At 61.8% G+C, this 23427-nt stretch carries 23 protein-coding genes; 10 read left to right on the plus strand and 13 right to left on the minus strand.

Going from position 1 to position 23427, the window contains the following annotated elements; all coding sequences use genetic code 11:
• Positions 1-10: 10 nt before the first annotated feature.
• The 3 genes from K6301_RS20290 to K6301_RS20300 are packed head-to-tail and all read right to left on the minus strand — an operon-like array spanning position 11 to position 3279.
• Positions 11-1315 carry an alpha/beta fold hydrolase gene (locus K6301_RS20290; protein ID WP_247222361.1) on the minus strand — a complete coding sequence of 435 codons (1305 nt, stop codon included), beginning with the start codon at positions 1313-1315 and terminating at the stop codon, positions 11-13.
• A 15-nt stretch (positions 1316-1330) separates the two neighbouring features.
• A complete protein-coding gene (locus tag K6301_RS20295; RefSeq protein WP_134646293.1) occupies positions 1331-2308 on the minus strand; it encodes an alpha-ketoacid dehydrogenase subunit beta in 978 nt (325 codons plus the stop codon).
• Complete coding sequence (locus tag K6301_RS20300) at positions 2308-3279, minus strand: thiamine pyrophosphate-dependent dehydrogenase E1 component subunit alpha (protein ID WP_167718776.1); 972 nt, start codon at positions 3277-3279, stop codon at positions 2308-2310. The genes K6301_RS20295 and K6301_RS20300 overlap by 1 nt, the downstream gene beginning before the upstream one ends.
• A gap of 262 nt (positions 3280-3541) precedes the next feature.
• Between K6301_RS20300 and K6301_RS20305 the strand changes: the two genes are divergently transcribed.
• The 7 genes from K6301_RS20305 (at position 3542) to K6301_RS20335 (ending at position 9996) form a co-directional block, all read left to right on the plus strand.
• The gene (locus K6301_RS20305) at positions 3542-4582 is read left to right on the plus strand and encodes a transporter substrate-binding domain-containing protein (RefSeq protein ID WP_247222363.1); all 1041 of its coding nucleotides are present in this window, start codon (positions 3542-3544) and stop codon (positions 4580-4582) included.
• Positions 4583-4652: 70 nt separating this feature from the next.
• Positions 4653-5813, plus strand: coding sequence for an amino acid ABC transporter permease (locus K6301_RS20310; protein ID WP_247222364.1), 1161 nt, complete (start codon positions 4653-4655; stop codon positions 5811-5813).
• A 10-nt stretch (positions 5814-5823) separates the two neighbouring features.
• Positions 5824-6936 (plus strand): amino acid ABC transporter permease, encoded by a 1113-nt coding sequence (locus tag K6301_RS20315; protein ID WP_247222365.1) that lies wholly within the window; start codon positions 5824-5826, stop codon positions 6934-6936.
• A gap of 11 nt (positions 6937-6947) precedes the next feature.
• Positions 6948-7688: an amino acid ABC transporter ATP-binding protein gene (locus K6301_RS20320; RefSeq protein ID WP_247222366.1), complete on the plus strand. Its 741-nt coding sequence runs from the start codon at positions 6948-6950 to the stop codon at positions 7686-7688.
• A 121-nt stretch (positions 7689-7809) separates the two neighbouring features.
• Positions 7810-8544, plus strand: a complete 735-nt coding sequence (locus tag K6301_RS20325) for a GntR family transcriptional regulator (protein WP_247222367.1) — start codon at positions 7810-7812, stop codon at positions 8542-8544.
• Positions 8545-8716: 172 nt separating this feature from the next.
• Positions 8717-9430, plus strand: a complete 714-nt coding sequence (locus K6301_RS20330) for an SDR family oxidoreductase (RefSeq protein WP_247222368.1) — start codon at positions 8717-8719, stop codon at positions 9428-9430.
• A gap of 29 nt (positions 9431-9459) precedes the next feature.
• Entirely contained in the window at positions 9460-9996 is a 537-nt protein-coding gene (locus K6301_RS20335) for a hypothetical protein (RefSeq protein WP_247222369.1), read from the plus strand.
• An 18-nt stretch (positions 9997-10014) separates the two neighbouring features.
• On the opposite strand, the gene K6301_RS20340 is transcribed toward K6301_RS20335, so the two are convergent.
• The 7 genes from K6301_RS20340 to K6301_RS20370 form a co-directional block, all read right to left on the minus strand.
• Positions 10015-11304, minus strand: coding sequence for an NAD(P)/FAD-dependent oxidoreductase (locus K6301_RS20340; protein WP_247222370.1), 1290 nt, complete (start codon positions 11302-11304; stop codon positions 10015-10017).
• On the minus strand, positions 11297-12046 hold the full coding sequence (locus K6301_RS20345; protein ID WP_343298962.1) for an ABC transporter ATP-binding protein: 750 nt from the start codon (positions 12044-12046) through the stop codon (positions 11297-11299). The genes K6301_RS20340 and K6301_RS20345 overlap by 8 nt, the downstream gene beginning before the upstream one ends.
• On the minus strand, positions 11970-12800 hold the full coding sequence (locus K6301_RS20350; protein WP_247222371.1) for an ABC transporter ATP-binding protein: 831 nt from the start codon (positions 12798-12800) through the stop codon (positions 11970-11972). The genes K6301_RS20345 and K6301_RS20350 overlap by 77 nt, the downstream gene beginning before the upstream one ends.
• Complete coding sequence (locus K6301_RS20355; protein WP_247222373.1) at positions 12797-13792, minus strand: branched-chain amino acid ABC transporter permease; 996 nt, start codon at positions 13790-13792, stop codon at positions 12797-12799. Before K6301_RS20355 ends, K6301_RS20350 begins: the two co-directional genes overlap by 4 nt.
• Positions 13792-14742, minus strand: a complete 951-nt coding sequence (locus tag K6301_RS20360; protein ID WP_134646273.1) for a branched-chain amino acid ABC transporter permease — start codon at positions 14740-14742, stop codon at positions 13792-13794. Before K6301_RS20360 ends, K6301_RS20355 begins: the two co-directional genes overlap by 1 nt.
• A 123-nt stretch (positions 14743-14865) precedes the next feature.
• Positions 14866-15975: a branched-chain amino acid ABC transporter substrate-binding protein gene (locus K6301_RS20365; RefSeq protein ID WP_247222374.1), complete on the minus strand. Its 1110-nt coding sequence runs from the start codon at positions 15973-15975 to the stop codon at positions 14866-14868.
• Between the two features lie 130 nt (positions 15976-16105).
• Positions 16106-16879: a GntR family transcriptional regulator gene (locus K6301_RS20370; RefSeq protein ID WP_247222375.1), complete on the minus strand. Its 774-nt coding sequence runs from the start codon at positions 16877-16879 to the stop codon at positions 16106-16108.
• Between the two features lie 112 nt (positions 16880-16991).
• Between K6301_RS20370 and K6301_RS20375 the strand changes: the two genes are divergently transcribed.
• A complete protein-coding gene (locus K6301_RS20375; protein WP_247222376.1) occupies positions 16992-17750 on the plus strand; it encodes a pyrroline-5-carboxylate reductase family protein in 759 nt (252 codons plus the stop codon).
• 18 nt (positions 17751-17768) lie between these two features.
• Here the strand turns inward: K6301_RS20375 and K6301_RS20380 are convergent, their stop codons facing one another.
• Both K6301_RS20380 and K6301_RS20385 read right to left on the minus strand, forming a co-directional pair.
• Complete coding sequence (locus tag K6301_RS20380) at positions 17769-18623, minus strand: hypothetical protein (RefSeq protein ID WP_247222377.1); 855 nt, start codon at positions 18621-18623, stop codon at positions 17769-17771.
• Between the two features lie 107 nt (positions 18624-18730).
• Complete coding sequence (locus K6301_RS20385; protein WP_247222378.1) at positions 18731-20470, minus strand: cobalamin-dependent protein; 1740 nt, start codon at positions 20468-20470, stop codon at positions 18731-18733.
• Positions 20471-20707: 237 nt separating this feature from the next.
• Here K6301_RS20385 and K6301_RS20390 point away from each other — a divergent pair, with 237 nt between their 5' ends.
• Together K6301_RS20390 and K6301_RS20395 are read left to right on the plus strand one after the other, a co-directional pair.
• Positions 20708-22312, plus strand: a complete 1605-nt coding sequence (locus K6301_RS20390) for an FAD-dependent oxidoreductase (RefSeq protein WP_247222379.1) — start codon at positions 20708-20710, stop codon at positions 22310-22312.
• A 300-nt stretch (positions 22313-22612) separates the two neighbouring features.
• The gene (locus tag K6301_RS20395; protein ID WP_247222380.1) at positions 22613-22888 is read left to right on the plus strand and encodes a DUF982 domain-containing protein; all 276 of its coding nucleotides are present in this window, start codon (positions 22613-22615) and stop codon (positions 22886-22888) included.
• A gap of 13 nt (positions 22889-22901) precedes the next feature.
• Here K6301_RS20395 and K6301_RS20400 read toward each other — a convergent pair whose 3' ends face one another.
• Entirely contained in the window at positions 22902-23342 is a 441-nt protein-coding gene (locus K6301_RS20400; RefSeq protein WP_247222381.1) for a hypothetical protein, read from the minus strand.
• Positions 23343-23427: the final 85 nt, after the last annotated feature.

The raw sequence follows: 23427 nt of genomic DNA on the forward strand, positions 1-23427 counted from the left end.
GGGCCGCTCCTCAAATGCTCTTGATCAAGGCGCTGATGATGCCAAGGGAAATATCCGGCGCCTCGAGATGCGGCACGTGGCCGACGTCGGGAAGAAGATGCAGGCCAACATGACCAGGTGCCTGCAAGGCATCGCGCCAGTCGAGAACCCGGTCCTTGCGACCCCAGATGATCCGGGTCGGGCATTCCAGGCGATGGAAAGCCGCCACGAGATCGAAGCTCTGGGTGCCATCGGAAAACAGCGTCTCGCCCATGTGGGATTGCGCGGCACGAAGGTCCGCGCTCGCGCGGGCAGTAAAAGCGGCATTGACGAAGGCGGGATCGATGAGCTTTTGGTCATGCACCATTACCTTCAGCCATGCTGAGAGGCTTTCGGGCCGCGAGGCGCGTGCAATACCTGAGATGAAGTCACCGTTGACCTTGGGGCCGAGACCGCCGGGCGCAAGGAGCGTTAGAGAGGCCAGCTTGCGGGGGCGCGTATCGGCAAGCGCAAGCGCAAGCGCGCCACCCAGCGAATGGCCGATCACATGCGCGCCGTCGAGACCGAGAGTATCGAAGGCGTCGCGGACCTCCCGCACCAGATTGGCGAAGCTTCCGATCTGCCGCTTCGGCGAAGCACCATGGTTCGGCAGATCGAGACGGTAAACCGGATGGTCCTTAGACAATTGACGATCGAGCGGATACCAGGACCGCGAGTCGCTCGCGAAACCATGGATCATGAAAACGGGCGCGCCGTCTGTGGCGCCGCTGCGATGTACCTCAAGCGGCCCATTTTCATCGGCAGGCAAGCCGACCGTCACCGGCGCGGCAAACGCCTGCGCACTTTGCGCCGCCCCGGCAACGTCCCGCAATTTGATACGGCCGGACGGGCTGGACGCTCTGACGGCGCGCAGATCAACGCCGGTAGCACTGGCGGCGCGACGCGCCGCTGGGCTTGCAACAATGCGCGCGGAGGACACCGCCGCACGCGGCGCCTCCGCGGCACGTTCCGCCGCCATGACCGCCGTCGCCGGCGTGGATGACGAGCTGGAACCGGTTACAGGCGCTTCTCCGCCGTCATAGTCGACATCCGCTATATCCTTGCCGATCAGGCACAGCACGGCCGCAGCCGGAACCTCGCTGTCCGCCTCCGCGAAGATGGCGCTGACCACACCGGCAGAGGGGGCCTCGATATCGACCGCCGCTTTGGCGGTTTCGATGGTGAGGAGCACATCGCCCTCGGCGACCGCATCGCCGATTCCGACACGCCACTCCACAATCACGAGCGTTTCCATATATTCGCCGGCGACGGCGCCTGCGGTTATCGGCGTTGCCATATCTGTCTCCCGGCCTTACGCGAGGGCCTTTTTCGCCGCAGCGGCGATCTTCACCGCATTCGGCAGAACAGCCATTTCCAGCGGCTCGGAATAGGGGATAGCCATGTCCGGCATCGCGACGCGCGCGACCGGCGCATCGAGATCATCGAAACAATGCTCCATGATCGTCGCGGAAAGCTCCGAGGCATAGCCGCAGAAAGTCCAGCCCTCATTGACCACAACGGCGTGGTTGGTTTTGGCGATGGATCCGCGGATCGCATCGAGATCGAGCGGACGCAGCGTGCGCAGATCGATCACTTCGGCTTCGATGCCATCCTTGGCGAGCAGTTTGGCCGCGTTCTCAGCCTCAATCACCATCTTGGAAGACGCGAAGATCGAGACATGCTTGCCCTCGACGACGGTTTTCGCCTTGCCGATCGGCACGAGCACTTCGTCGCCGTCCGGTACCTCGCCGCGTGTGTTGTAGAGCAGCTTGTGTTCGAGGAAGACGACGGGCTGGCGGTCACGGATGGCCGATTTCAACAGGCCTTTCGCATCTGCGGGCGTAGCCGGCGCGACGACCTTGATGCCGGGAATATGGCAGACCATCGCATCGAGGCTCTTGGCGTGCTGCGCGCCTGTGCCCACGCCGCCGCCGCCCTGTGTGCGCAGCACGAAGGGAATATCCACCTGCCCTTCCCAGAGATAGGTGAAGACCGAGGCCTGGTTGATGAGCGCATCGAGCGACAGCGGCAGGAAATCGGCATACATGATCTCGAGAACCGGGCGCGTGCCCGACATCGCCGCCGTGACGGCCATCGCCGTCAGCGCCTGTTCGGAAATCGGCGTGTCGCGGACGCGCGCATCGCCGAACTCGTCCCGCAAGCCCTTGGAGACCTTGAAGACGCCGCCATATCGTCCGATGTCCTCGCCGAACAAGAACACGCTCGGATCGCGCTGCATCTCCTCCCTGAGGGCGGCGTTCAACGCTTCGGCATAACGCATCACGGTCATCACTTGGTCTCCGAATAGGCGGCCGAGGGGGCATGGATTTCAAAGGTCGGGAACGGGTCGGAGAGCGCGACCTCGAATGCTTGCGCGACTTCCGCGCGGGCGGCCGCCTCGATGGCGGCAACCGTATCGGCGCCCACCAATGCGGAAAGCTTCTCCGCCGAAAGCTTGATCGGGTCACGGTCGAGCCAAGGCGCCATTTCCTCCTCGGACTGGTAACCGCCCATGTCGGATGTGGAGAAGCCCTTCACGCGGTAGGTCTTGGCTTCGATAAGGGTGGGACCATCACCGCGGCGAGCACGTTCGGCAGCGGCGGCAACGGCGCGGTAGACCGCTTCGGCATCATTGCCGTCGACGATTTCACCGGGCATGGCATAACCGGCAGCCCGGATACTGAGATCCTCCACCGGCGACTGCACCTCCTGGCGTACCGTCAAGCCGTACTGGTTGTTCTCAAGCACGAAAATGACCGGCAGTTTCCAAAGCCCCGCCATGTTCATCGCCTCGTGGCAGATGCCGGTCTGGGCTGCGCCGTCTCCGAACACCACCATGGAGACACGGTCCTGCTTGAGGATTTGCATGGACAGCGCCATGCCCGTCGCGGCCGGAATACCGGCGCCGACGATGGCGTTGCCGCCGAGCATGCCGGTCTTCACGTCGCCGAGCAGCATATGCCCGCCCCGGCCCTTGCAGTAACCGGTCTCGCGGCCGAAGATCTCGGCGACGATACCGCGCGTCGTCAGGCCCTTGCCGACATAGACATGATGGCCGCGGTGGGTGGTGCAGACGTAATCATCTGCACGCAGGGCCGCACAGGCTGCAACGCCCACGGCCTCCTGTCCGTCGCAGCGATGAATGGGGCCTCGCGTCTTGCCTTCCTTGGCATAGGTGCCAAGCACTTCCTCAAGTTCACGCGTCACCACCATCTTATGGTGGATGTCCTTCAGTTCGTCCGTGGATGGCGCGTTGATCATCATCGTCCTCGTGGCCTAATTTGTTATAACACGTATCATAACGGAAAAGCCGCGCAATTTGTTTTTTGATGTGATCCTGAAAATTCGCCTCAAGATCGCGCGGATTTTCCAATATTTAACGCGAAAACATGTACTTGACAGATTTCTCGGATCAGCGCGTGAATCATCTGGACAAATTTGAAGCCTCGATCATTATATAACAAATAACTTTTGACGGCCGGGTGGTCCGGCTTGTCGGCAAGCAGCAAAAAAAGGGGAATCCATGTCTATCAAGTCGACACTTGTCGCCGCGCTCGCGGGTACGGTTCTGCTTTCGGTCGCACCGGCCCATGCAGAGTTCGGCGACACCCTGAAGAAGGTGAAGGAGCGCGGTGCGCTCGCCTGCACCGGCCACAACGGCTCCTACATGGGCCTTGCCGAAGTGGACGACAAAGGCAACTGGAAGGGCTTCGACATCGATCTGTGCCATGCCGTTGCGACCGCGATCTTCGGCACGTGGGAAGGTCACGTCGATATCAAGCCGACCAGCTGGGCACAGCGCTGGCCGTCGCTCCAGTCGGGAGAACTGGATATGGTCATCAAATCGTCCGGCTGGACGTTCAGCCGCGACACCGAAATCCGCGCCCAGTTCGCACAGCCCTACATGATGGCCGCAATTCACTACATGGTGCGCAAGGACCTGAACGTCACCTCGGCCAAGGATCTCGATGGCGGCACGCTTTGCCTGCCGAGCGGCACCACCATGGAACGCTACGCCGTCGAGCACGAAGCCCAGAACGGCTACAAGCTGAACGTCGTTCCCTTCGAGAAGACCGAAGAAGCCAACGCAGCCTTTCTTGCCGGCCGTTGCGACGCCATGATGGAATGGGATCTGCAGCTCGGCGTCCTGCGCGCCACGGAAGCCAAGAACCCCGACGAGTTCGTCATCCTCCCGGACGTCCTCTCGGCCGAGCCGGTCGGCATCGTCATGCGCCAGGGCGACGACAACTGGGTCGACATCGCAAACTGGGTGCAGACCGCGCTCCTGCTTGCCGAACAGGCCGGCGTGACGAGCGAAAATGTCGATGAGATGAAGGCCAACCCGCCGACGCCCGCCATCGGCAAGCTGCTGGGCGCGACACCCGGCATGGGCACGCCGCTCGGGCTCAATGATGACTGGGGCTACAACGTCATCAAGACCGTCGGCAACTACGCCCAGATCTGGGACCGGAACATCGGCAAGGACTCGCCCTACAAAGTCGAGCGCGGTGTAAATGCCCTGATGAAGAACGGCGGCATCCTCTATCCGCTCGTTCTCGACTGATCCTTCTCCCAAAGCTGGTCGCCGGCGCATGACGCGTCGGCGACCCCGACGACAGCGGAGGGCTGTTCCGATGCAGATGTTCAGAAACAGAAAAACGCGCAGCCTCGCCTATCAGGTGGCGTTTATCGTCATTCTCGCCCTCGTCGTCTTTGGGGCCGTACATGAGGCATCAAGGAAGCTGGCCGCACAGGGCATGACCAGCGGTTTCGATTTCCTCTACAAATCGACCGGCTTCCGGATCGGCTTCTCGCTCGTCCCGTTCGATCCGTTCGAAAGCTACCTTCAGATGCTGTGGGTCGGTATCGCGAACACCATCTTCCTCGGCATTCTCAGCATCATCCTGGCCAACATCGTGGGCCTGATCATCGCCTCCTTCCGGATTTCCTCCAATGGCGTGCTCAACGATATCGGCACCCTCTATATCGAGACGTTCCGCAATGTCCCGCTCATCCTCCAGGCTTTGTTCTGGTATGCGGCGCTGACCCATCTGCCGCCGACGAAACAGGCCTATTCGCTCTTTGACGCCGTCTTCCTGTCGGCCCGCGGCATGTTCGTGCCAAGCCTCAACGTCGGTGGCCAGTGGTTTGCCGCCGTCGCGCTGGCATTGTTGCTCGGCCTGTCCGTGCTTGCCTGGTTTTCCATGTCGCGCCGCTTCCGGCGCGTGAAGAACCGCGGAACGCTCCAGTTTGTCATCGCCGGCCTGACGCTTGCTGCCATGGTCGGCATTCTCGCTTATGCGCGCGAGCCCGGCTCGGACATTTTTTCCGTCCCGGAATTGCGCGGCCTGAATTTCCGTGGCGGCATCACCATTCCGCCGGAATTGTCAGCCCTGGCGATCGCCACCGCCATCTATGGCGGCGCCTATATCGCGGAGGTCATTCGCGCCGGCTTCCAGTCCGTCGGCAAGGGCCAGGTCGAAGCGGCCCGCGCGCTTGGTCTGTCTTCGTGGCACGTCTTTTCCCGCGTCCACCTGCCGCTCGCCATCCGCGCCGTGCTACCGACCCTGATTAACCAGTATGTCTGGCTCTTCAAGGCGACCACGCTCGGCATCGTCGTCGGTTTTGCCGACTTCTTCTCGGTTATTTCGGTTTCCATCAACCAGAGCGGCCAGACGCTAGAGCTGATCGCCATCCTGATGGCCGGCTTCCTGATCATGAACAACACGCTCTCCTTCGTCCTCAATCGCGTCAACAAGGCGATTGCCCTCAAGGGCACGCAGTTGAGAACCTGAGGAGAGCGCCATGACCGCCGTTTCCGACATGAACACACACCGGCAAACGCTTGACGTCGGCTTTCGGCCCGACGGGCTCGCAACGCGCCTTCGCCGCCGCTATTTCCGCACCCCCGCCAACGCGTTGATCTCGCTCCTGGGCATGGCAGCTCTCCTCTACCTCGCCTATCATGCGCTCGATTGGGCGGTGTTGAAGGCGGTATGGTCTTCCCCGGATGGCACCTCCACCGTCTGCCGCGACATCGCGGGCGCCTGCTGGGCCGTGATCCAACAACGGTGGCGGATCATCATCTTCGGCCTGTTTCCCTATGACGAGCAGTGGCGCTCCATGCTGGCCTGCATTGTCATGGTCGTGACGATCGTGCTGTCTTGCCTGCCATGGTTCTGGAAACCGCTGCGGCTTTCCATCCTATGGTGCGCCGGCTTCGTCATCTTCTACGTGCTGATGCGCGGCGGCCTTTTCGGCATGCGGACCGTCATGCCCGCCGATTGGGGCGGGCTGACGCTTACGGTGTTTCTCTATGCCGCCGGCGTCCTGATCGGCATGCCCATGGCCGTTGCCATGGCGCTACTGCGCCGTTCCGAAATGCCGCTCGTTTCCAGAATGACCGGTGCCCTGATCGACGGTGTCCGCTCCCTGCCCCTTGTCACCATCCTGTTTACCGCCGCCCTCATCTTTCCCTTCGTCCTGCCGGATTGGCTTCAAGGCGACAAGATCTGGCGGGTCATCATCGGTTTTGCTCTCTTCTTCGCCGCTTATCAGGCAGAGATCATACGCAGCGGCATTCAGTCCATCCCCGTTGGCCAGGAAGAGGCGGCCAAGGCGCTCGGGCTGGGCTACTGGCAGCGAACCGGTCGCATCATGCTGCCCCAGGCCTTCCGCAATGCCCTGCCGCCGACGATCAACCAGCTCGTCATCACCTTCAAGGAGACGTCGCTGATCGTCATCATCGGCTTCTTCGACATCCTCGCGTCGGGCAATGCCGCCTACGGCACCGGCGAATGGTCCTTCGCCTATTTCGAGGTCTACATCTTCGTGGCGCTCGTCTACTTCGTGTTCGTCTTCAGCCTTTCCCGCTACGGCGCCTATCTCGAGCGGCGCATGCGTTTCGGCCAGCATTGAAAGAAACCCTCATGAGTGAAGCCGCAATACGCATCACCGGCATGAACAAGTACTACGGCCGGTTTCAGGTCCTGCGGGACATCAACCTCGATGTCGGCTCAGGCGAACGGATCGTCATCTGCGGACCTTCGGGCTCGGGCAAATCGACGCTGATCCGCTGCATCAACCGCCTGGAAGAACACCAGCAAGGCCGCATCGACGTGCTGGGAACGGAGTTGAACGACGATATCGGCAATATCGACCATATCCGGCGCGACGTCGGCATGGTTTTTCAGCACTTCAATCTCTTCCCGCACCTGACCGTGCTGGAAAACTGCACCCTTGCACCGACGCTTGCCCGCAAGATACCAGCCGAGGAAGCCGAGGCGACCGCCATGACCTATCTGGAACGCGTGCGCATTCCCGAGCAGGCATCGAAATTTCCCGGCCAGCTCTCCGGCGGCCAGCAGCAGCGCGTGGCCATTGCGCGTGCCCTTTGCATGAAACCCAAGATCCTGCTCTTCGACGAACCCACATCGGCCCTCGACCCCGAGATGATCAAGGAAGTGCTCGATGTCATGGTTGAACTCGCCAACGACGGCATGACCATGCTTTGCGTCACGCACGAAATGGGCTTTGCACGACAAGTGGCCGACCGGGTCATCTTCATGGACAAGGGCGAGATCGTCGAGCAGGGCCGGCCGGCCGAACTTTTCGATAACCCGAAGAACGAGCGCACACGCACGTTCCTCAGCCAGGTGCTCAGCCACTGAACCGGGGAGAGACGGCCGCCGCCTCTTTCCGTCCGCCATCAATCACGTGTAAAGTGGTGCAGCAAATAACAATACACGCCTCAGTTATCGGGCTGGAGGCGTCTCGGGTGCCGGCGACTCAATGAACAAGACGAAGACCGAAGACACCTCCTTCGCCGGCATCGATCTAGCACCGATCGGCCGTAGCGAGACGCTGGGACAGCAGGTGCGCACCCAGCTCGGCAGCGCCATCATGGCCGGCCGTTTCAAGCCGGGCCAGAAGCTCACGATCCGCGCCGTCGCCACGGCGCTCGATGTCAGCCTGACGCCGGCGCGCGAAGCGCTCTACAATCTCGCCGCCGAGGGCATTCTGGAAATGCGCTCGAACGGCTCGGTCTATGTTCCGACGCTGACGACGGACCGGATCATCGAGCTCACGAAGATCCGTGCAGCGCTCGAAGGCCTGGCCGCGCGCGAAGCGGCGTTGCGCATCACCGACGCGGAAATCGCCCATATCATCGAAATCAACGACCTGATGGTCCAGGCAAACGAGCGCAAGGACTATGCCCGGGTCATGGAGTTGAACTGGGAATTCCACTTCGCGATCTATCGCGCGAGCGGGATGAATGAGCTGGTACGGATGATCGAAAAGCGCTGGATGATGAACAGCTCCTATCTCAACGTCATCTATCCCCGCTTCGGTCAGATCGAACAGGGCATCAACAATCACCAGATGATGGTGCGTGCGCTTCAATCGCGCGATCCGGAGCGCCTTGCCAGCGCTGTCGTCGTCGACATCAACTTCGCGGCAGATACGCTGGTCGATATGATCAAAGCCCAGCAAGGCACCGAGCGCAGGCACAAGGCGGCGCGCTGAGATAGGTGCTCTCGCGGGCGTCATGGTGTCGTCGCTGAAGCGTTGCGCCGACCACCTCTCCCAGCACTCAATCTTCTCGCAGAAGGCCGGATTTCCGATCTCATCCTTGACGCGAAAAGCCGCATCGCATTAAATGTTACAACAAATAACATGTGTTTCCGGGAGGACGCGAATGACGGGAACGGCCATCGTAACGGGCGCGACGGGAGGCATTGGCGACGCAGTCACCAAGCGCCTGACCAGCGAAGGTTTTCGCGTGATTGCCGTCGGCACCCGCCGTGCGGCTCTCGATGATCTCTGTGAACGATATGGGTGCGAGGGTATCGCCGTCGACATCGGCGACGCGGTTTCCGTCGAGGCGGCCCTTGCAGGGCTGACCGCGGATGTTCTTGTTCACGGCGCCGGTATCCTCGGCCCGAACCTGCCCATCCACAAGACACCGGCGGAGACGATTGCCGGGTTGATCGCCGTCAATCTCACCGGCCTGTTCAATGTGCTGCGCGCAGTCGTCCCTGGAATGGTTGAACGGCAGCGCGGCAGCATCGTTCTCCTCGGCTCCATCTGCGGCAACGTCCCCGGCGCGGGCCCGGGCGCCTACAGCGCCACCAAGGCGGCCATGCAGTCGGTCGCCGCCAACCTGCGGTTCGAGTTGCAGGAAACACCGGTGCGTGTCGGCGAGATCCGACTCGGCCGTGTTCGCACGGGTATCCACAACCAGCTCGACATGGATGCCGACTTCTATGACGGCTATGAGTGCATCCTGCCCGAAGACGTCGCCGCGACGATCTCGCATATGCTTGCAACCCCGTCGGCCGTCGACCTCTCCATCGTCGAGATGCTGCCCACCCGACAGGTCGTCGGTGGCACCCGCTTCTCCAAAAGCTGATCCCTGTTCCCTCTAAGAAAGGCCTTGTCATGTGCAACGGCACCGCTCACCACGGCACCATCAACTACACGACCATTACGCTCGATGAATGCCTGCCGCTCGCCCAGCGCCTGCAAGGCGAAGGCAAGCCCTGGCACTCGCATGTGCTGTCTCCCGGCTGCCGGTTCAACCCGTTCGAGGGCCGCTATGCTGCCGTCGTGGAGGACGACGCGACGCAAAGGGCCTACATCGCGCCGTCCGATGGTTTCCCGGAGGTCGACAAGCAACTGGTGAGGATGCTGCATGGCGACGACATTCTCGATGCCGGTCATCCCTCCAGTGCCGAGGATACGCTTCTCGATGGCTCACCGCTGCTCAAGCGTCTCGTGGAGATCGATAGCGCCGGAAAATCCTGGCATCACCACATGAATTTCCCCGATTGCGCGCTGAATCCGCATCGCGGCCGCTGGGCCATCACCATCGAATGTGGTGAAGAGCAGTTTTCAGAAAGCTACGACGATGAACCCCGCGACATCCTGCGGGCCATCGAAGTCCGTTATTTCCGCAATCTCGACAAAAAGGCCTAAGCTCTTCCACAGGCGCGCTCAGGCGCGCCTGTCCTTGAGGCGGTTCCAGGCATGCATGCGGTTGGCGACCTGCACCGCGACCGGATGAAAGGCAATCGGCTGCATCGCCGTGACCGGAAGCGGCATATCGGCATCCGTCCGCCGACCCGCCGCCCACCGTCCCATTTCCTGCCCAAGCGCCATGGAAAGCGCGACACCCCGTCCGGAATAGACCCCGCCAAAGACGAGGCCGGGCGCCAGACGATAGAGATGCGGCTTGAGATCCGGCACCACGGCAAAGGTACCGCTCCAGTACTCAGCAATAGGCGGCTCTCCGCCGAGCGCCTTGAAGGTGCGCGCCAGCATGCGCGCCACCTTGGCACGACCGCGCCGGTCCTCGTCATGCCAGAATGTGTGCGTCGCACCGCTGACGAGCCTGCCATCGCAATCGTAATGGAAATAGCGCAGGTCGTTGTGCATATCGGAAACGGCCGGATTGCCGACGAGGACCTGCGCCTTGATACCATCGGACAACGGCTCGGTTGCGGCCTGAAAGACCTTCATCGGGATCAGCGTGCGCTTCAGGCCCGGCCACAGATCATCCGTCAGCGCGTTGGTGGCGAGGATAACCTCGCGCGCGGTGACGCTGCCCCTTGTCGAATAGACCCGCCAACCGCGTTCCGCCTTTTCGATGCGCACAGCCCGTGTATTTTCGAATATGTGCACGCCTTCCCGCTCGACGGCATCGGCCAGCCCCACCGTCATGGCGAAGGGGTTGATATGCCCCGAATTATGGACCATCCAGCCGGCGCGATAAGGGCTGCCGACGCGGTGTGTCACCTCATCGCGATCGAGCCACGAGACATGCGCTCCAAAAGCCTTCCACTCATCGTGGAACTGCCGCGCGCGGGCACAGGTCGCCTCCGTGTGGGCGGATTGTATCCAGCCCTCCTGAACCTGATGCGCATCGATGCCGAAGCGCTGCATCAAGCCGAAGGCGACATCCGCCGCGCTCGCGACGAGCGCGTTGAAGCGATCACCGTGCGTCCTGCCGAACGCCTTGTCGAACTCCGACGGCGAGGCCTTCGAATGGTGCGAAATGACGAGCCCATTGTTGCGCCCGGAAGCGGCGGAGCCGATCTCGTTGCCTTCGAGCAGCACGACATCGGTGCCGCTGTCACGAGCCCCGAGTGCCGAGGCCAGGCCGGTAAACCCGCCACCGACGACGAGCACATCGGTTTCGATATCGCCGATGAGCGCTGGAGAAGTCTTGCGGGCCGCTGTCGTCTTCCGCCACAGGTGCGGAGTCCTCCAGTCGACCTCAAACATGAATGGTGTCCTCGGTCGCTCCACCGAGATAGTGCTCTCCGAGCGCAGAATGCTCCGCCATCTCCTGTGCCGGTCCGTGCAGCTTCACCCGGCCGGTGTTCAGGAGGTAGCCATAGTCGCCGCATTCCAGCGCAAGCTGGACATTCTGCTCCACGAGCAGGATAGACATGCCGGTTTTCGACAGATCGAGAATGATGCGGAAGATCTGGTGCACGATCTTCGGGGCAAGGCCAAGCGACGGCTCGTCCAGCATCAGGAGCTTCGGCTCGGCCATCAGCGCGCGCCCGATCGCCAGCATCTGCTGCTGTCCGCCGGACATGCGGCTCGCCATGCCGTTGCGGCGTTCCTTGAGAACCGGGAAAAGCTCGAAGACCTCCGAACGCAGCGTCTCGAAGCTCTTGCCGGCACGGCCGATATGTGCGGCAACGAGATTTTCCTCGACGGTCAGGCGTTGAAATATCTGCCGGCCTTCGGGGCAATGCGTCAGACCAAGGCGCACGACCTGCTCCGGCCGGGCGCCAGTGATATCGCGTCCTTCGAAATGGATCGATCCGGCGGTCGGGCGTGCCACGCCCGAAATGGAGTTGAGCAGCGTGGTCTTGCCGGCACCGTTCGGGCCGAGGATGACGACGATCTCGCGGGCGTCGACCTCGAGATCGACGTCTTCAAGAACGCCGACGCGCCCGTATCCCGAGCTGAGCCCGGCGATCCTGAGCAGCGGCTCTGATGTCATCGATGTCATTGTCGGTCCCCAGATAGGCAAGTTGAACGTCACTGCTCGCCTGAACTTCGGCGGGCGTGCCTTGGAAGAGAAGTTTGCCGTGGTGCATGACGACGATGCGGTCACAGAGCGTCATCACCAGGTCCATGTCGTGCTCGACGACCAGCATGATCCGTTCGGGCGAGCGCAGCTCGGCAAGCTTCGCCGTCAATTCAGCCGTTTCATGATGGTTGAGGCCTGCGGCGGGTTCGTCGAGCAGCAGAACCCGCGGGTTCATTGCCAGCGCGCGGGCGATTTCCAGCATGCGCTGGCGGCCATAGGGGAGGCTGCCGGCTTCCGCATCCGCATAGCCCTCGAGCCCGAAGAAGCGCAGGATCTCCATCGCGCTTTCGCGGCGAGCCGCCGCTCGCGCCCGGCCATAGGGCGGCCAGAGCACCTCCCGCCAGACGTTGTGCACCTCGGCCGGGTAAGCGCAGACTTCCAGGTTTTCAAGCACCGTCATCTGGTCGAAAAGCCGGATATTCTGATAGGTCCGCGCGATGCCGGAATTGGCGATCTGGTGTTTCTTCATCCCATCGAGGCGACGTCCGTCCAGCGAGATGGAGCCGGCTGAAACGGTGTAGGAACCGGCCGTCATGTTGATAAGCGTCGACTTGCCGGCACCGTTCGGGCCGATCACGCCATAGATGAGGCCGGGCGCGAAGTCCGTCGAGACATCGTTGATCGCGACATTGGCGCCATATTGCTTGCGCAGGTTGTTGAAGACGAGCGTCATTTGCCGAAAAGCCCCCGAATGAGTTTTTCCGGGCCGAAGGTCCGCGGCACGATGCCTGCCGGACGCACGATGATCAGCACGACCATCAGGATACCGAGGAAAAGAATGCGCCACTCTGCGAATTCGCGCAGCACTTCCGGCAAGAGGATGAGTATGGCCGCTCCTGCGACAATGCCGAGGATGTTGCCGATGCCGCCGATGACGATCATCAGAACGATCAAAACCGATTCCTGCAGGGTGAAGCTTTCCGGGCTGACGAAACGCTGCGAGGCCGCGAAGATCGTTCCGGCAATAGCGCCGATCGTGGCGGATGTCGCGAAAGCCGCAAGCTTGGCATTGGTGGTATTGATGCCGATGCCGCGCGCGGCATCCTGATCCTCGCGGATCGCCGCCCACGCCTTGCCGAGGATCGAGCGTTCGAGGCGCCAGACGAAAAGGCCGACCAAAAACACGGTGACGAGGAGCAGCCAATAGATTTCCACCGGCCGCGCAATTTCGACGCCGAGAATGGATGCCTTGTCGAGCCGGGCGATGCCCTTCGGCCCACCGGTCAGCCAGTCGACGTTGTTGATGACGATACGGATGATTTCACCGAAGCCGAGTGTGACGATGGCGAGGTAATCGCCCCTCAGCTTCAGGACAGGGATGCCGAGAAGGATGCCCGTGATCATACCCAGCACGGCCGCGATGCCGACAATGAGAAGGAACGGCAGGTGCAGATCGAGCTGCGGGCTTGCCAGCAGCGCGTAGGTGTAAGCGCCGACCGCATAAAAGGCCACGAAGCCGAGATCGAGAAGCCCCGTATAGCCGATGACGATGTTGAGGCCTATGCCCAGCAGGATGTAGATGAGCAGGCTGTTGACGACACGGATATGGTAGTTCGGCAGGAACGGCGTTGCGGCCGCCAGCGCGACGATAGCGGCAAGCACCAGAAAGGCCACGAGCCGCGAGGCCTGGGGCTTTACGGATGGGGAAGTGCTGGCGATGGACATCAGAACTCCCTCTTGTAGACCATGCTTTCCTCGGAAACGGGCTCACCGAGAATGCCGGCGGGCTTCACGAGAAGCACGAGAATGAGAATGGCGAAGGACAACACGTCGCGATACTCCGTGCCGAGCACACCATTCGTGATGAGCGGCAGGAGCGCAGTCCCGCCGACTTCGACGAAGGCGAGGATATACGCGCCCAGCATCGCACCGGGGATGGAGCCGATGCCGCCGAGAATGGCAGCCGTGAAGGCCTTCAAGCCGATCACGGCGCCCATGGTCGGCGACATGATACCGTAGTAGCTGGCATAGAGAATGCCCCCGGCGGCACCGAGCAGTGGACCGGAGAAGAACACTGCCGAGATGGCCAGGTTGACATTGATGCCGAGCAGTTGCGCCGTCGGACGGCTCTCGGAAACGGCGCGCACGATGATGCCCATGCGGCTGCGGTTCACCAGCGTATAGAGCGCGAACATCAGCACGAAAGCGGCGACCAGAATGCCGATCTGGACCGAGGTGACCGTGCCGCCCATGAAGTCGTAGCGTGTCGCCGGGAAGAAGCTCGGAAACGCCACGGGTTGCGGGCCGGCCAGGATCTGAACGCCGGTGACAAGCGTCAGCGAGACGCCAAGCGACGACAGCATCGGCGCAAGGCGCGTGGAATTGCGCAATGGCTTGTAAGCCAACCGCTCGATGCCCACACCGAAAAAGCCGACGGCTATCACGGCGCCGAAGAATGCCAGTGTGAGGCCAAAGGCGCCAACCGCTCCGATGTCGCCGACGAATACCGTCAGCACGAGAAAGGCTGCATAAGCACCGAGCATGAACATCTCGCCATGTGCGAAATTGATCATCCGCAGCACGCCATAGACCATCGTGTAGCCGAGCGCGATGAGTGCGTAGATGGAGCCGATGGTCAGAGCGTTGACCGTTTGTTGAATGAAGGTTCCCAGCATGGATATCCTGCCCGGAAGAGTTCGCGGCAATGGCGGCGAACGGGAATAGGTGCGCGGCGGCGGCACGAGATCACCGGCCGTACGGCGAAGGACGGACCGGCCTGGAAGGCCGGCCCGAAACCATTATTTGGAGCCAGCCAGTTTGAAGTCCTTGCCTTCCACCTTGTAGAGGTAGGAGGGCGCGACCTTCAGCTCGCCTATATCGTCGAATTCGAGTTCACCCACGGCGGTCTGAACTTTGACCGCATGCAGCGCATCGTTGATTTCCTCACGCGACAGGCCCTTGGTCGACTTCAGCACAGCCTCGAGGATCTGGCCGTGGACATAGCCGTAAATCGAGTACGGGCCGGCCTCCTCACCATATTTTTCCTTGTATAGCTTGGCGAATTCGGCGATGGCCGGGGAGGCGTCCATCGGCGGAACCTGAATGGCGACCATCGTGCCCTGAACGTTTGCTTCGCCTGCCTGCGCAATGAAATCGGGGGTATAACCGCCATCGGGCACCATGAGCGACGCTTTTACACCCTGCTCATGCATCTGCTTGGCGAAAAGCGCGATCTGCGGCATGACCGCGCCGACATAGATGACGTCAGGCGATTTCGCCTTGATCTGTGCGAGCACGGACGTGAAGTCCACGTCTGTCGGTGCAACAGCGAGCGTGTCGAGCACCTGACCGCCGCCGGCCGTGAAGTTCTTTCCGAAAATTTCGGAAATGCCCTGGCCGAACACCTGCTTGTCGCTGACAATGACGGCGGTCTTGGCATTGAGCTTCTGCAGAGCATATTCAGCAGGCAGCAGTGCATTTGCCAGATCGTTTGCGACCGGGCGTACCATGAACTTGTAGCCCTGCTTGGTCAGATCCGGGTTGGAGCCGAACGTCATGGTCGGCAGTTCGCAATCCTCATAGATCGGAAGCGTGGACTGGGCGACACCGGAGTTGAAGTTCACGAGCCCGATGACGACGCTGTCGTCATCGCAGAACTTCTGCGCAACGAGCGTGCCTTCACGCGGGTCAGCCTTGTCGTCCTGCTGGTTGTACTTGATCGTCACGCCGTTGACGCCACCTTCGGCGTTCAGCTTGTCCCAGTACAGCTTGAAGCCGTTGTGCCAGGTGTTGCCGAAATAGGCCTGCGGACCCGACAAGGGAGCAGCTAGACCGACGGAGATTTCTTCGGCGAAGCCCGGCGTGGCGAACAGCGAGACGCCGAGGCAAAGTGAGGCAGCGATTTTCATGTAAGTTCCCCTGTGATGGACGCTACGCGAGTGTCGGCCGGCCATTCCGGTCTCTTGCCATGCACATAAGGAAGCAGACATTTGCTGCCGCGTCAATAAAGTGTCGACACTATTGCGTTCAATTTTTGCATCAACCGCCTTTTGCCCTCCGGCGCCCCCGTGCCGGCGCGGCAGGATCCGGCGTGGTGTAGACCTTCAGCAGGGCGTCCTTCAGGGCGTCCTGCGTTGCCGAAACGGACATTTCGATATGATCGCGCAGCAATTTCATTCCACGTTCCGCATCCCGCCGAACGGCGGCTGCGACGATCTCGGAATGAGACGACACCTGACGGGGATCATGTGTGCGCTCGATCTGGATTCGTCGGATGAAACGGATCCGTGCATTGATCGCAGCAAGCTGGTTCACCAGTTCGGGATTGCCCGAAAGCTCGGCAATCAGCAGGTGAAAACCCTCATCCTTCGCAAGAATCTCATCCGGCGGATTGCTCTGGTAGCCGTCGACGATGCTGGCCCAATAGGCCGTCAAACGGCCGATATCCGCATCAACGGCCCGTTCGCACATCAGACGGAACGCCGCGCACTCGATAATGGAGCGCAACTCGTAGAGGTCGATCAGGCCTTCCGTGGACAGGCTGCGCACGAAGAACCCGCGGTTCGGCGTCAGTGATACGAAGCCTTCCGAGGCAAGCCGGTTGAGCGCTTCCCGGATCGGCGTGCGGGAAACGCCGAGGCTGCGGGAAAGCTGGACCTCGTTCAGCCGCGCATCGGGCTTGAGCTTGAATTCGACTAGAAGCTGGCGGATCGTGTTGTATGCGCGTTCGCTGCTGTCGGCCGATCGACGGCTGTCCTGCTCGGATTCAACCATCGCCGTGTCTGCCGCTTCCATATCGATTCTTTCCGTCATGGCGCTTCCTGCGTCTTGTCGCTTGCAATGATAGTGTCTACAGTTTTGTACAATATCTTTTTCTCAACTTCGCGTCGATGGCAAGCCGCCGTCATCACTTTGGAGGCGAACGGTGATTATCGGCATCATTGGCGTTGGTCACCTCGCAGCTTCAATCATATCCGGGCTCATAGGCGCGGGTGTTGATCCCGCCGACATTCTCCTGTCCCCGCGCGGGCAGGCACGTGCGCTTTCCGCGCGCTGGGGCATTCCCCTCGCCGCCGACAACGACGATCTCGTGAATCGCGCGGACATTGTGCTGCTTTCCGTGCGCCCTGTCGATGCGCACGCCGCGGCTGCCGGCCTGCCCTGGCGCCCCGGCCAGACGCTCGTGTCGTTTTGCGCCGGCGTGCCGATTTCCCGTCTTGAAGCAGGTCCCGCCCGCGTGACGCGCGCCATGCCGCTGACATCGGCCGCGATCAATGCAAGCCCGACCGTGTGCTTTCCCGCAACCGGGCCGGCTATCGCGGTGTTGGAGAGGCTCGGACCGGTCATCCCGCTCGGAAGCGAAGAGGAGTTCGAAGTGGCCACCGTCAACGCTGCCGTCTATGGCTGGGCGCAGGATCTCATCCGGCAATCAGCCGACTGGGCGACCGCGCGGGGTGGCGATGCGGTGGCCATGCGCAAACTGGCCGCCCTGACCTTCGTCGCGGCCGGCCGGCTGATCGCGGAGACCGACAAGCCCATGGAAACGTTGATCGGGGAACTGGTGACGCCCGGCGGCATCACCGAGCTGGGTCTTGATGTCTTGACAAGGGGAGGCCAGCCGCAGGCATGGCAGGCCGCCTGCGACGCCGTTCTTCAGCGGCTGTCCGGCCGCGTGCCGGCTTGATGGCGAAAGTAACCGCTCTCAATCGAGAGCGGTGCGGAAGGCTTCGTTGAGGTCGTTCCACGGAATCAGCAGGTCGAGCCAAGCGCCGATGCGGCCTGCGACAAGGATTGCCTCGTCAACGAGGGCCGCCAGCGGCACATCCGTCTGCGTCGCGTCACGCAGAGCGAAGAGCAGGGCCGGCGTCTCGTCCATGTGACAGAAGTCGCGCAAGCGTGTCGCCGTCTTGTCGAGCGTGATCGCCATGGTCTGCCGCAGCACGGCGTCATCATATCGAGGCTGGCCGGCTCGAATCCACCAGAGCAGTTCATGCAGGACACGGGCCTCGGCTTCCGCCGCAAAGACCGGGCCGGCAGGGTGCATGATCGCACGGGATACCGTGAGGCGCGCGATATCTTCGGGCATCGCATGCCACAACGCCTTGCGGCGCGATACGAGATCGTCCGGCAACTGCGGCAAAGCTGCCGCTCCGGTCGCCTCCCCTTCGGCCAAGGCTAGGGTTCCCTCGATGATCCGATGGCCCTGCTCGTTCTTCAGGGTCGCGGCAAGCTCCGCGATGCCGTCCACCGGTGCATCGAGCTGCCCGAGCACGGTGATCTGCGCATTCTCCGCTTGCAGAGGGGCGAAGGTGATTTCCAGGAACTGGCGGACCGGCCAGTAGATAAAGGCGCCGGCCTGCGCATCGAGCACGTGGGTGGCGCCTTCCACATCCTTGACGAAGGGCGCATGCCAGTAAATGTGGCTGCCGGCAATCTTCGGCGTATGAAGCTGAAGGCGTAGCGGCAGGCTCGCAAGCAGTGCGGCGCGCGTGCGGATCGCATTTCCGCTGAGGCGAATTGGCCAGCTCCGACCTTCAGCCGTGAATGTGAGATGCATTTCCGTTCCTTTGTTCCGCAAGTGCGATATGTCCGTCACTCGTATCTCAACTCAATACAAATGTGTAGACACTTTTAAGTGCAGGGATTGGCAATCCCGGATTTCGTCTAAGCAGTCTGCGAATGGGCCCTGAGCGCGACCAGCATTCCATCCAGATCGTGACAGGGAATGCAGCCAATGGCGGCGATGTCGCTGGAGACGTCAACCGGAAGGCCGGAGTTCGTATCCTTCGGCACCTCATTCAATCTGCCGCCGACAAGAACCGGAAGGTCGACGCCCCGCGCTTTCATTGCTGCTTTTACCGCCTTTGCATAGGACAACGCGACACCGTTATAGGTGCTGACCGCGACCATGTCGGCTCCGGCTTCGATGGCACGCGCCACCAGTGCCTCGGGATCGACCGCGACACCTGCATCGATGGTTTCGACGCCCAGCCCTTCGAAGGCCTTTTCGACGAGATACTTGCCGTGCTCATGGACGTCGGTGGTGCCGATGCAGACGGAAACAGACGTTGCACCAATGTCCTTGCTGCGCGCGGCGACCCATTCTTCGGCCTTGTGGTTGAGTTCGCGCGCCCACTCGGCGTGAATGAGAGGCGTGCGCGCCCGCGCGCCTGGAGCACCCGGACCGAAGAGGGCTTCCATACGCTTCGGCCCCATGCGGCGGATCGCCAGAAGGAGGGCGGCCGGATCGTCGACCGCCACGCCGCGCGCGGCAAGCCCCTCCAGACTGGACCTGGCAAAACGACGCCCGCCCTCGACAAGCACAGCAGCCATCTTTTCCACCTGCCCCCAGTCGAAGACCGGATCGTAGAACGGCGCCTGCAGGGTCAGCCGGCGCGCGAAGGTCTGCGCGTCGATAATTTCCTCGATATCGGGGATGCGCTGGTTTTCCGTCACCGGAACCGGATTGATCGCATGCCCCGTCGGCCACCGGCCGAGCGCCAGAATGTCGGCCAGCAGATAGCTCGCGAGGCTCGCATAGTTGCCTGCGGGGGTCGACTGATAGGCAACGGTGTTGCCGAAGATCATCGTGCCCGGCGTATCGCTGACCTGAACCAGCGCGGCATGGAAGGCCGTACGCGACAGCGGGTCGCTGAAGTGGTGACCATAACAATGGGCCAGACGTGCACCGATGAGATCTTCCACGATATGCTTTTCGATGAGCACCATGCCCAGTGCACATGCCATATCGATGAAGAGCCCCGCAAACCCGTCATCGAGGTTGGAATGCACGAGAATTTCGGCGTCCTGCGCGGCGATCAGCCCGAGCGCCGTAACCGTGGCCTCGGTGGTGGCAACGTCGTCGTCCCAATAGGGCAGACGGAAGGTGAAATATTGGCCGAGATTACCGACAGCCGTGGCGCCGGCTGCGATGGCGGCGCGTGTGTTTTCCAGTGCGCCGGGAAGGCCGAGCATGAAATCGCCGAAGTGGGCGGCCGCCGGTGCCGCCTCGATGATGCGAGCGAAATCGTCCGGGCCCGTCAGGACGATGCCGGTTCCGCGCGAAGCCCTCGCCCGCCAGGCCTCAGGATATCCCATCGACCAGTCGAGCGTGATGCCGAAACGATCGACCGTCACGCCGGCATCCGCGCAGGAGCCGTGGACCGCGCGGATACCCTCGATCGTGCGGTTGACATCGCGAAAGCCAATGTGGGCGTGCTGCATGATCCGGCGGTTTGCAGCAGCCTGCCGCTTCCACGCGGCTTCGGAGGCCACACCCGTTTCGCGCATGAAGCGGCTCGTTCCCAGGCGCCAGTCCCGCGCCATCGCCCGCCCTTGGGCCAGAAGGTCCGCTCCCGGTGCAAGGCGCGGATCCTGAAGGCCGGATATGTCGTCTTTGGTCATGATATGATCCAGTCGGCAAAGACAATTTCAGAATGGGCCTGCTGCGGTGGGCCGTCCGTCCGTCTCGGATATACGTCACCCGTCAAGCGGCGCGGCCTTTGCACGGCGTCAGTCCGAAGGGCCGCCACCCTCCAGAGCAAACCGTAGGTGCAACCTAGCGTGCGGAAAGTGTCTACACAATAGTAGACAGATAAAGATTCTTCTCTCTATAGTGCATGCATACGATTGGAGACGGTAATGAACGAGTTCGACGTTGTGGTGATCGGATCCGGATCCGCGGCATGCGCGGCAGGCTTGCGCGCCGCTATTGGCGGATTGAAGGTGCTGGTTATCGAGAAATCCAACCGCCTCGGCGGCACCTCGGCCATGTCCGGTGCGGGGATCTGGATTCCGGCAAACCATCTCGCAGCCGCCGCCGGCATTGCAGACAGCAAGCAGGAGGCCCTTGCCTACCTTCATGCCGTGCAACCACCACAGCAGAGGGAGAGCGATAGCGGCCGGTGGGCTGCCTTCGTGGAAGCGGCGCCCGACATGCTGCAGTTTCTTGCGACGAACACGCCGCTCGATTTCCAGCTCGTCGCCGAACCCGATCCCTTCACGGAGGCTCCGGGCGGCAAGATGTTCGGCCGCATGGTGACGCCTAGGGCCTTGAGTCGCCGCCTTCTCGGCCGCTTTGCCGCGAAACTCCGCCGTTCGACCCTGCCGCACAGCTTCACCTACAAGGAAGCCGTCGACCTCGACATCTATCATCACCCCGTCAAGGCGGGCTTCAAGGTCTGGCACAAGCTCCTTTACCGCTGGATGACCAATGCGGGGGGACAGGGTACGGCGCTGATGGTCGGCTTGATCAAGGGATGCCTTGATGCCGGCGTCGAATTCCGGCTGGAAACGCGTGCAGTGCGTCTCATCCAGGATGCGGAAAGCCGAGTCACGGCTGTCGAGGTGGAGCATAAGGGAGAAACGCGCCAGATCGACGCCACCAAAGGCGTGATCATCGCCAGTGGTGGCTTCGAGTGGAACAAGGAGATGCTGGACCGGTATTTCCCCGGCCCGATCGACCGGATCGGCAGCCCAAGCAGCAACGAAGGCGATGGGCAGATGCTGGCTCGCATGGCCGATGCAGCGCTGCTCAGCATGGATCAGGCAAACATTTATCCGTGCCTGCCGACACGATATGAGCGGCGCCCGAGCGGCCTGCCCATGACATTTCAGGCGGAGCCCCATTCCATCGTTGTCAATCGCCATGCGAAGCGCTTCGTCAGCGAAAGCGATTTCAATATCGGCGAGGCGCTGGATGCGCGCGACGACCAGGGAATGCCGGTCAACCTGCCGGCGTTCCTCGTCGGCGATCACCGCTTCCTCAATGCCGCCCTGCCCTTTCGTTGGTATGCCGCTTACGAAAAAGGCTGGGTCAAGACGGCGAACACCGTGGGCGAACTTGCCGGTGAGCTCGGGCTTTCGCCAGACGCCCTCGAGGCGACGATCACGCGCTGGAACGCGCAGTGCGAGACGGGCCGCGATACGGACTTCCGCCGCGGAGAAAACAGCTGGGAAGAGTACAAGGCGCACGGCGCGGCGAACCGCCTTAAACCCATCGACAAACCGCCCTATGTCGGCATGTCGCTCAACCGCTCCATCCTCGGCACGAAGGGCGGCGCCAGGACGAACGAGCGCGGCCAGGTTCTTCGTGAAGATGGCTCGGTCATTGCCGGCCTGTATGCGGCAGGCCTCGCGATGGCAAACCCGTTCGGCACGCGCGCTGTCGGAGCCGGCACGACGCTCGGTCCCAACATGACGTGGGGCTACATCGCCGCAGAGACCATCCTAAGGCAAAACCGGTAACCGGCATCGCCGAATGACCGTGCCCGCCTGGATAGTCACAAGCTGGTGGAGCAGTAACGATCCAGTCCGGGAAGCAGCGGTCACGCGCTTGACCTGCCTGCCTTCCCAGCCGATACGCTTTCGCTCGCTCTGTGTATCGGCGTCGGCAATCTCGCCGCGACGACCATGACGCCTGGTCTTCAGCCGCACATCCCCGTCCTCGCGCTGCTTGGAATGAAGTGCTGCGCGATTTCATCGTCGAGCCACGGAACCCTTTCGCCCGATGTGCATTTATCGGCCCGGTTAGACTGGGAAAATGCAATGCTTTCTACGATTTGGGACCGTGCACTCGCCATACTGCTTCCGGGCATGCCCCGCGCAATCGAAATCAGGGACGCCAGAAATGCCATGTTCGTGCTGGCCGAAAAATGGCCCGTGACCTACGGACGCGCATTTCAGCGCGCTCTCGCATTCTGCGCCAAGGCGATCGAAGGCAAATGCTCTCCGTCCAAGGCTCGGCTGGCGTTTCTCGCCGCAGCGCGCGAAGCGAATGTGGCCGTCGTGCGCTTAGGTGCTCACCCGCAAGCTATTCGCTGAATTAGGCGAGGCTTCAAAGCCCCGCGTCGTCATGCACCAGCTCCCCACTGAAACCGCACGCCGCGCCGTGATAGCCAATGCAGCCATTGCGCTCTTCCAGCACGAGCTTCCGCCCCTCGGTGAACGTCAAGCCGATTTCGCAGTAGCGTTCACTGAGGCCTGGAGACGTTGAATCGGGATCGTAGGATTCATTTTCGACGAAGAAGTTGCCGCCCGTCTTGTCGAGCTTCACTTCGCCGGCAATACCGCCGCCGCAACCGGGAACGTCGCCGTCCATGGGGACGGTCGTTCCAATGGAAATCTTGTAGATGTCGTCCTGCACGTGCGTGAGATCGACAGTCAGATCCCCTTCTCCCTGGCCGGACCACAGGCCCTCGACTCCGGCTGGATCCTGCGCAAAGGCGGAGACAGCAACAAGGCTAAGCGAGGCAGCGATAAGAAAGAATTTGAACATATGCTCTCCAAAACAACAAATGCCAGATAATGACGGTCCGGTGCCGGAACCTTTCATGGATATGCATGACCAATCAAGCCGGTGT

Source organism: Shinella oryzae, from assembly GCF_023038235.1.
In the GTDB taxonomy this organism is placed as follows: Bacteria; Pseudomonadota; Alphaproteobacteria; order Rhizobiales; family Rhizobiaceae; genus Shinella; species Shinella sumterensis.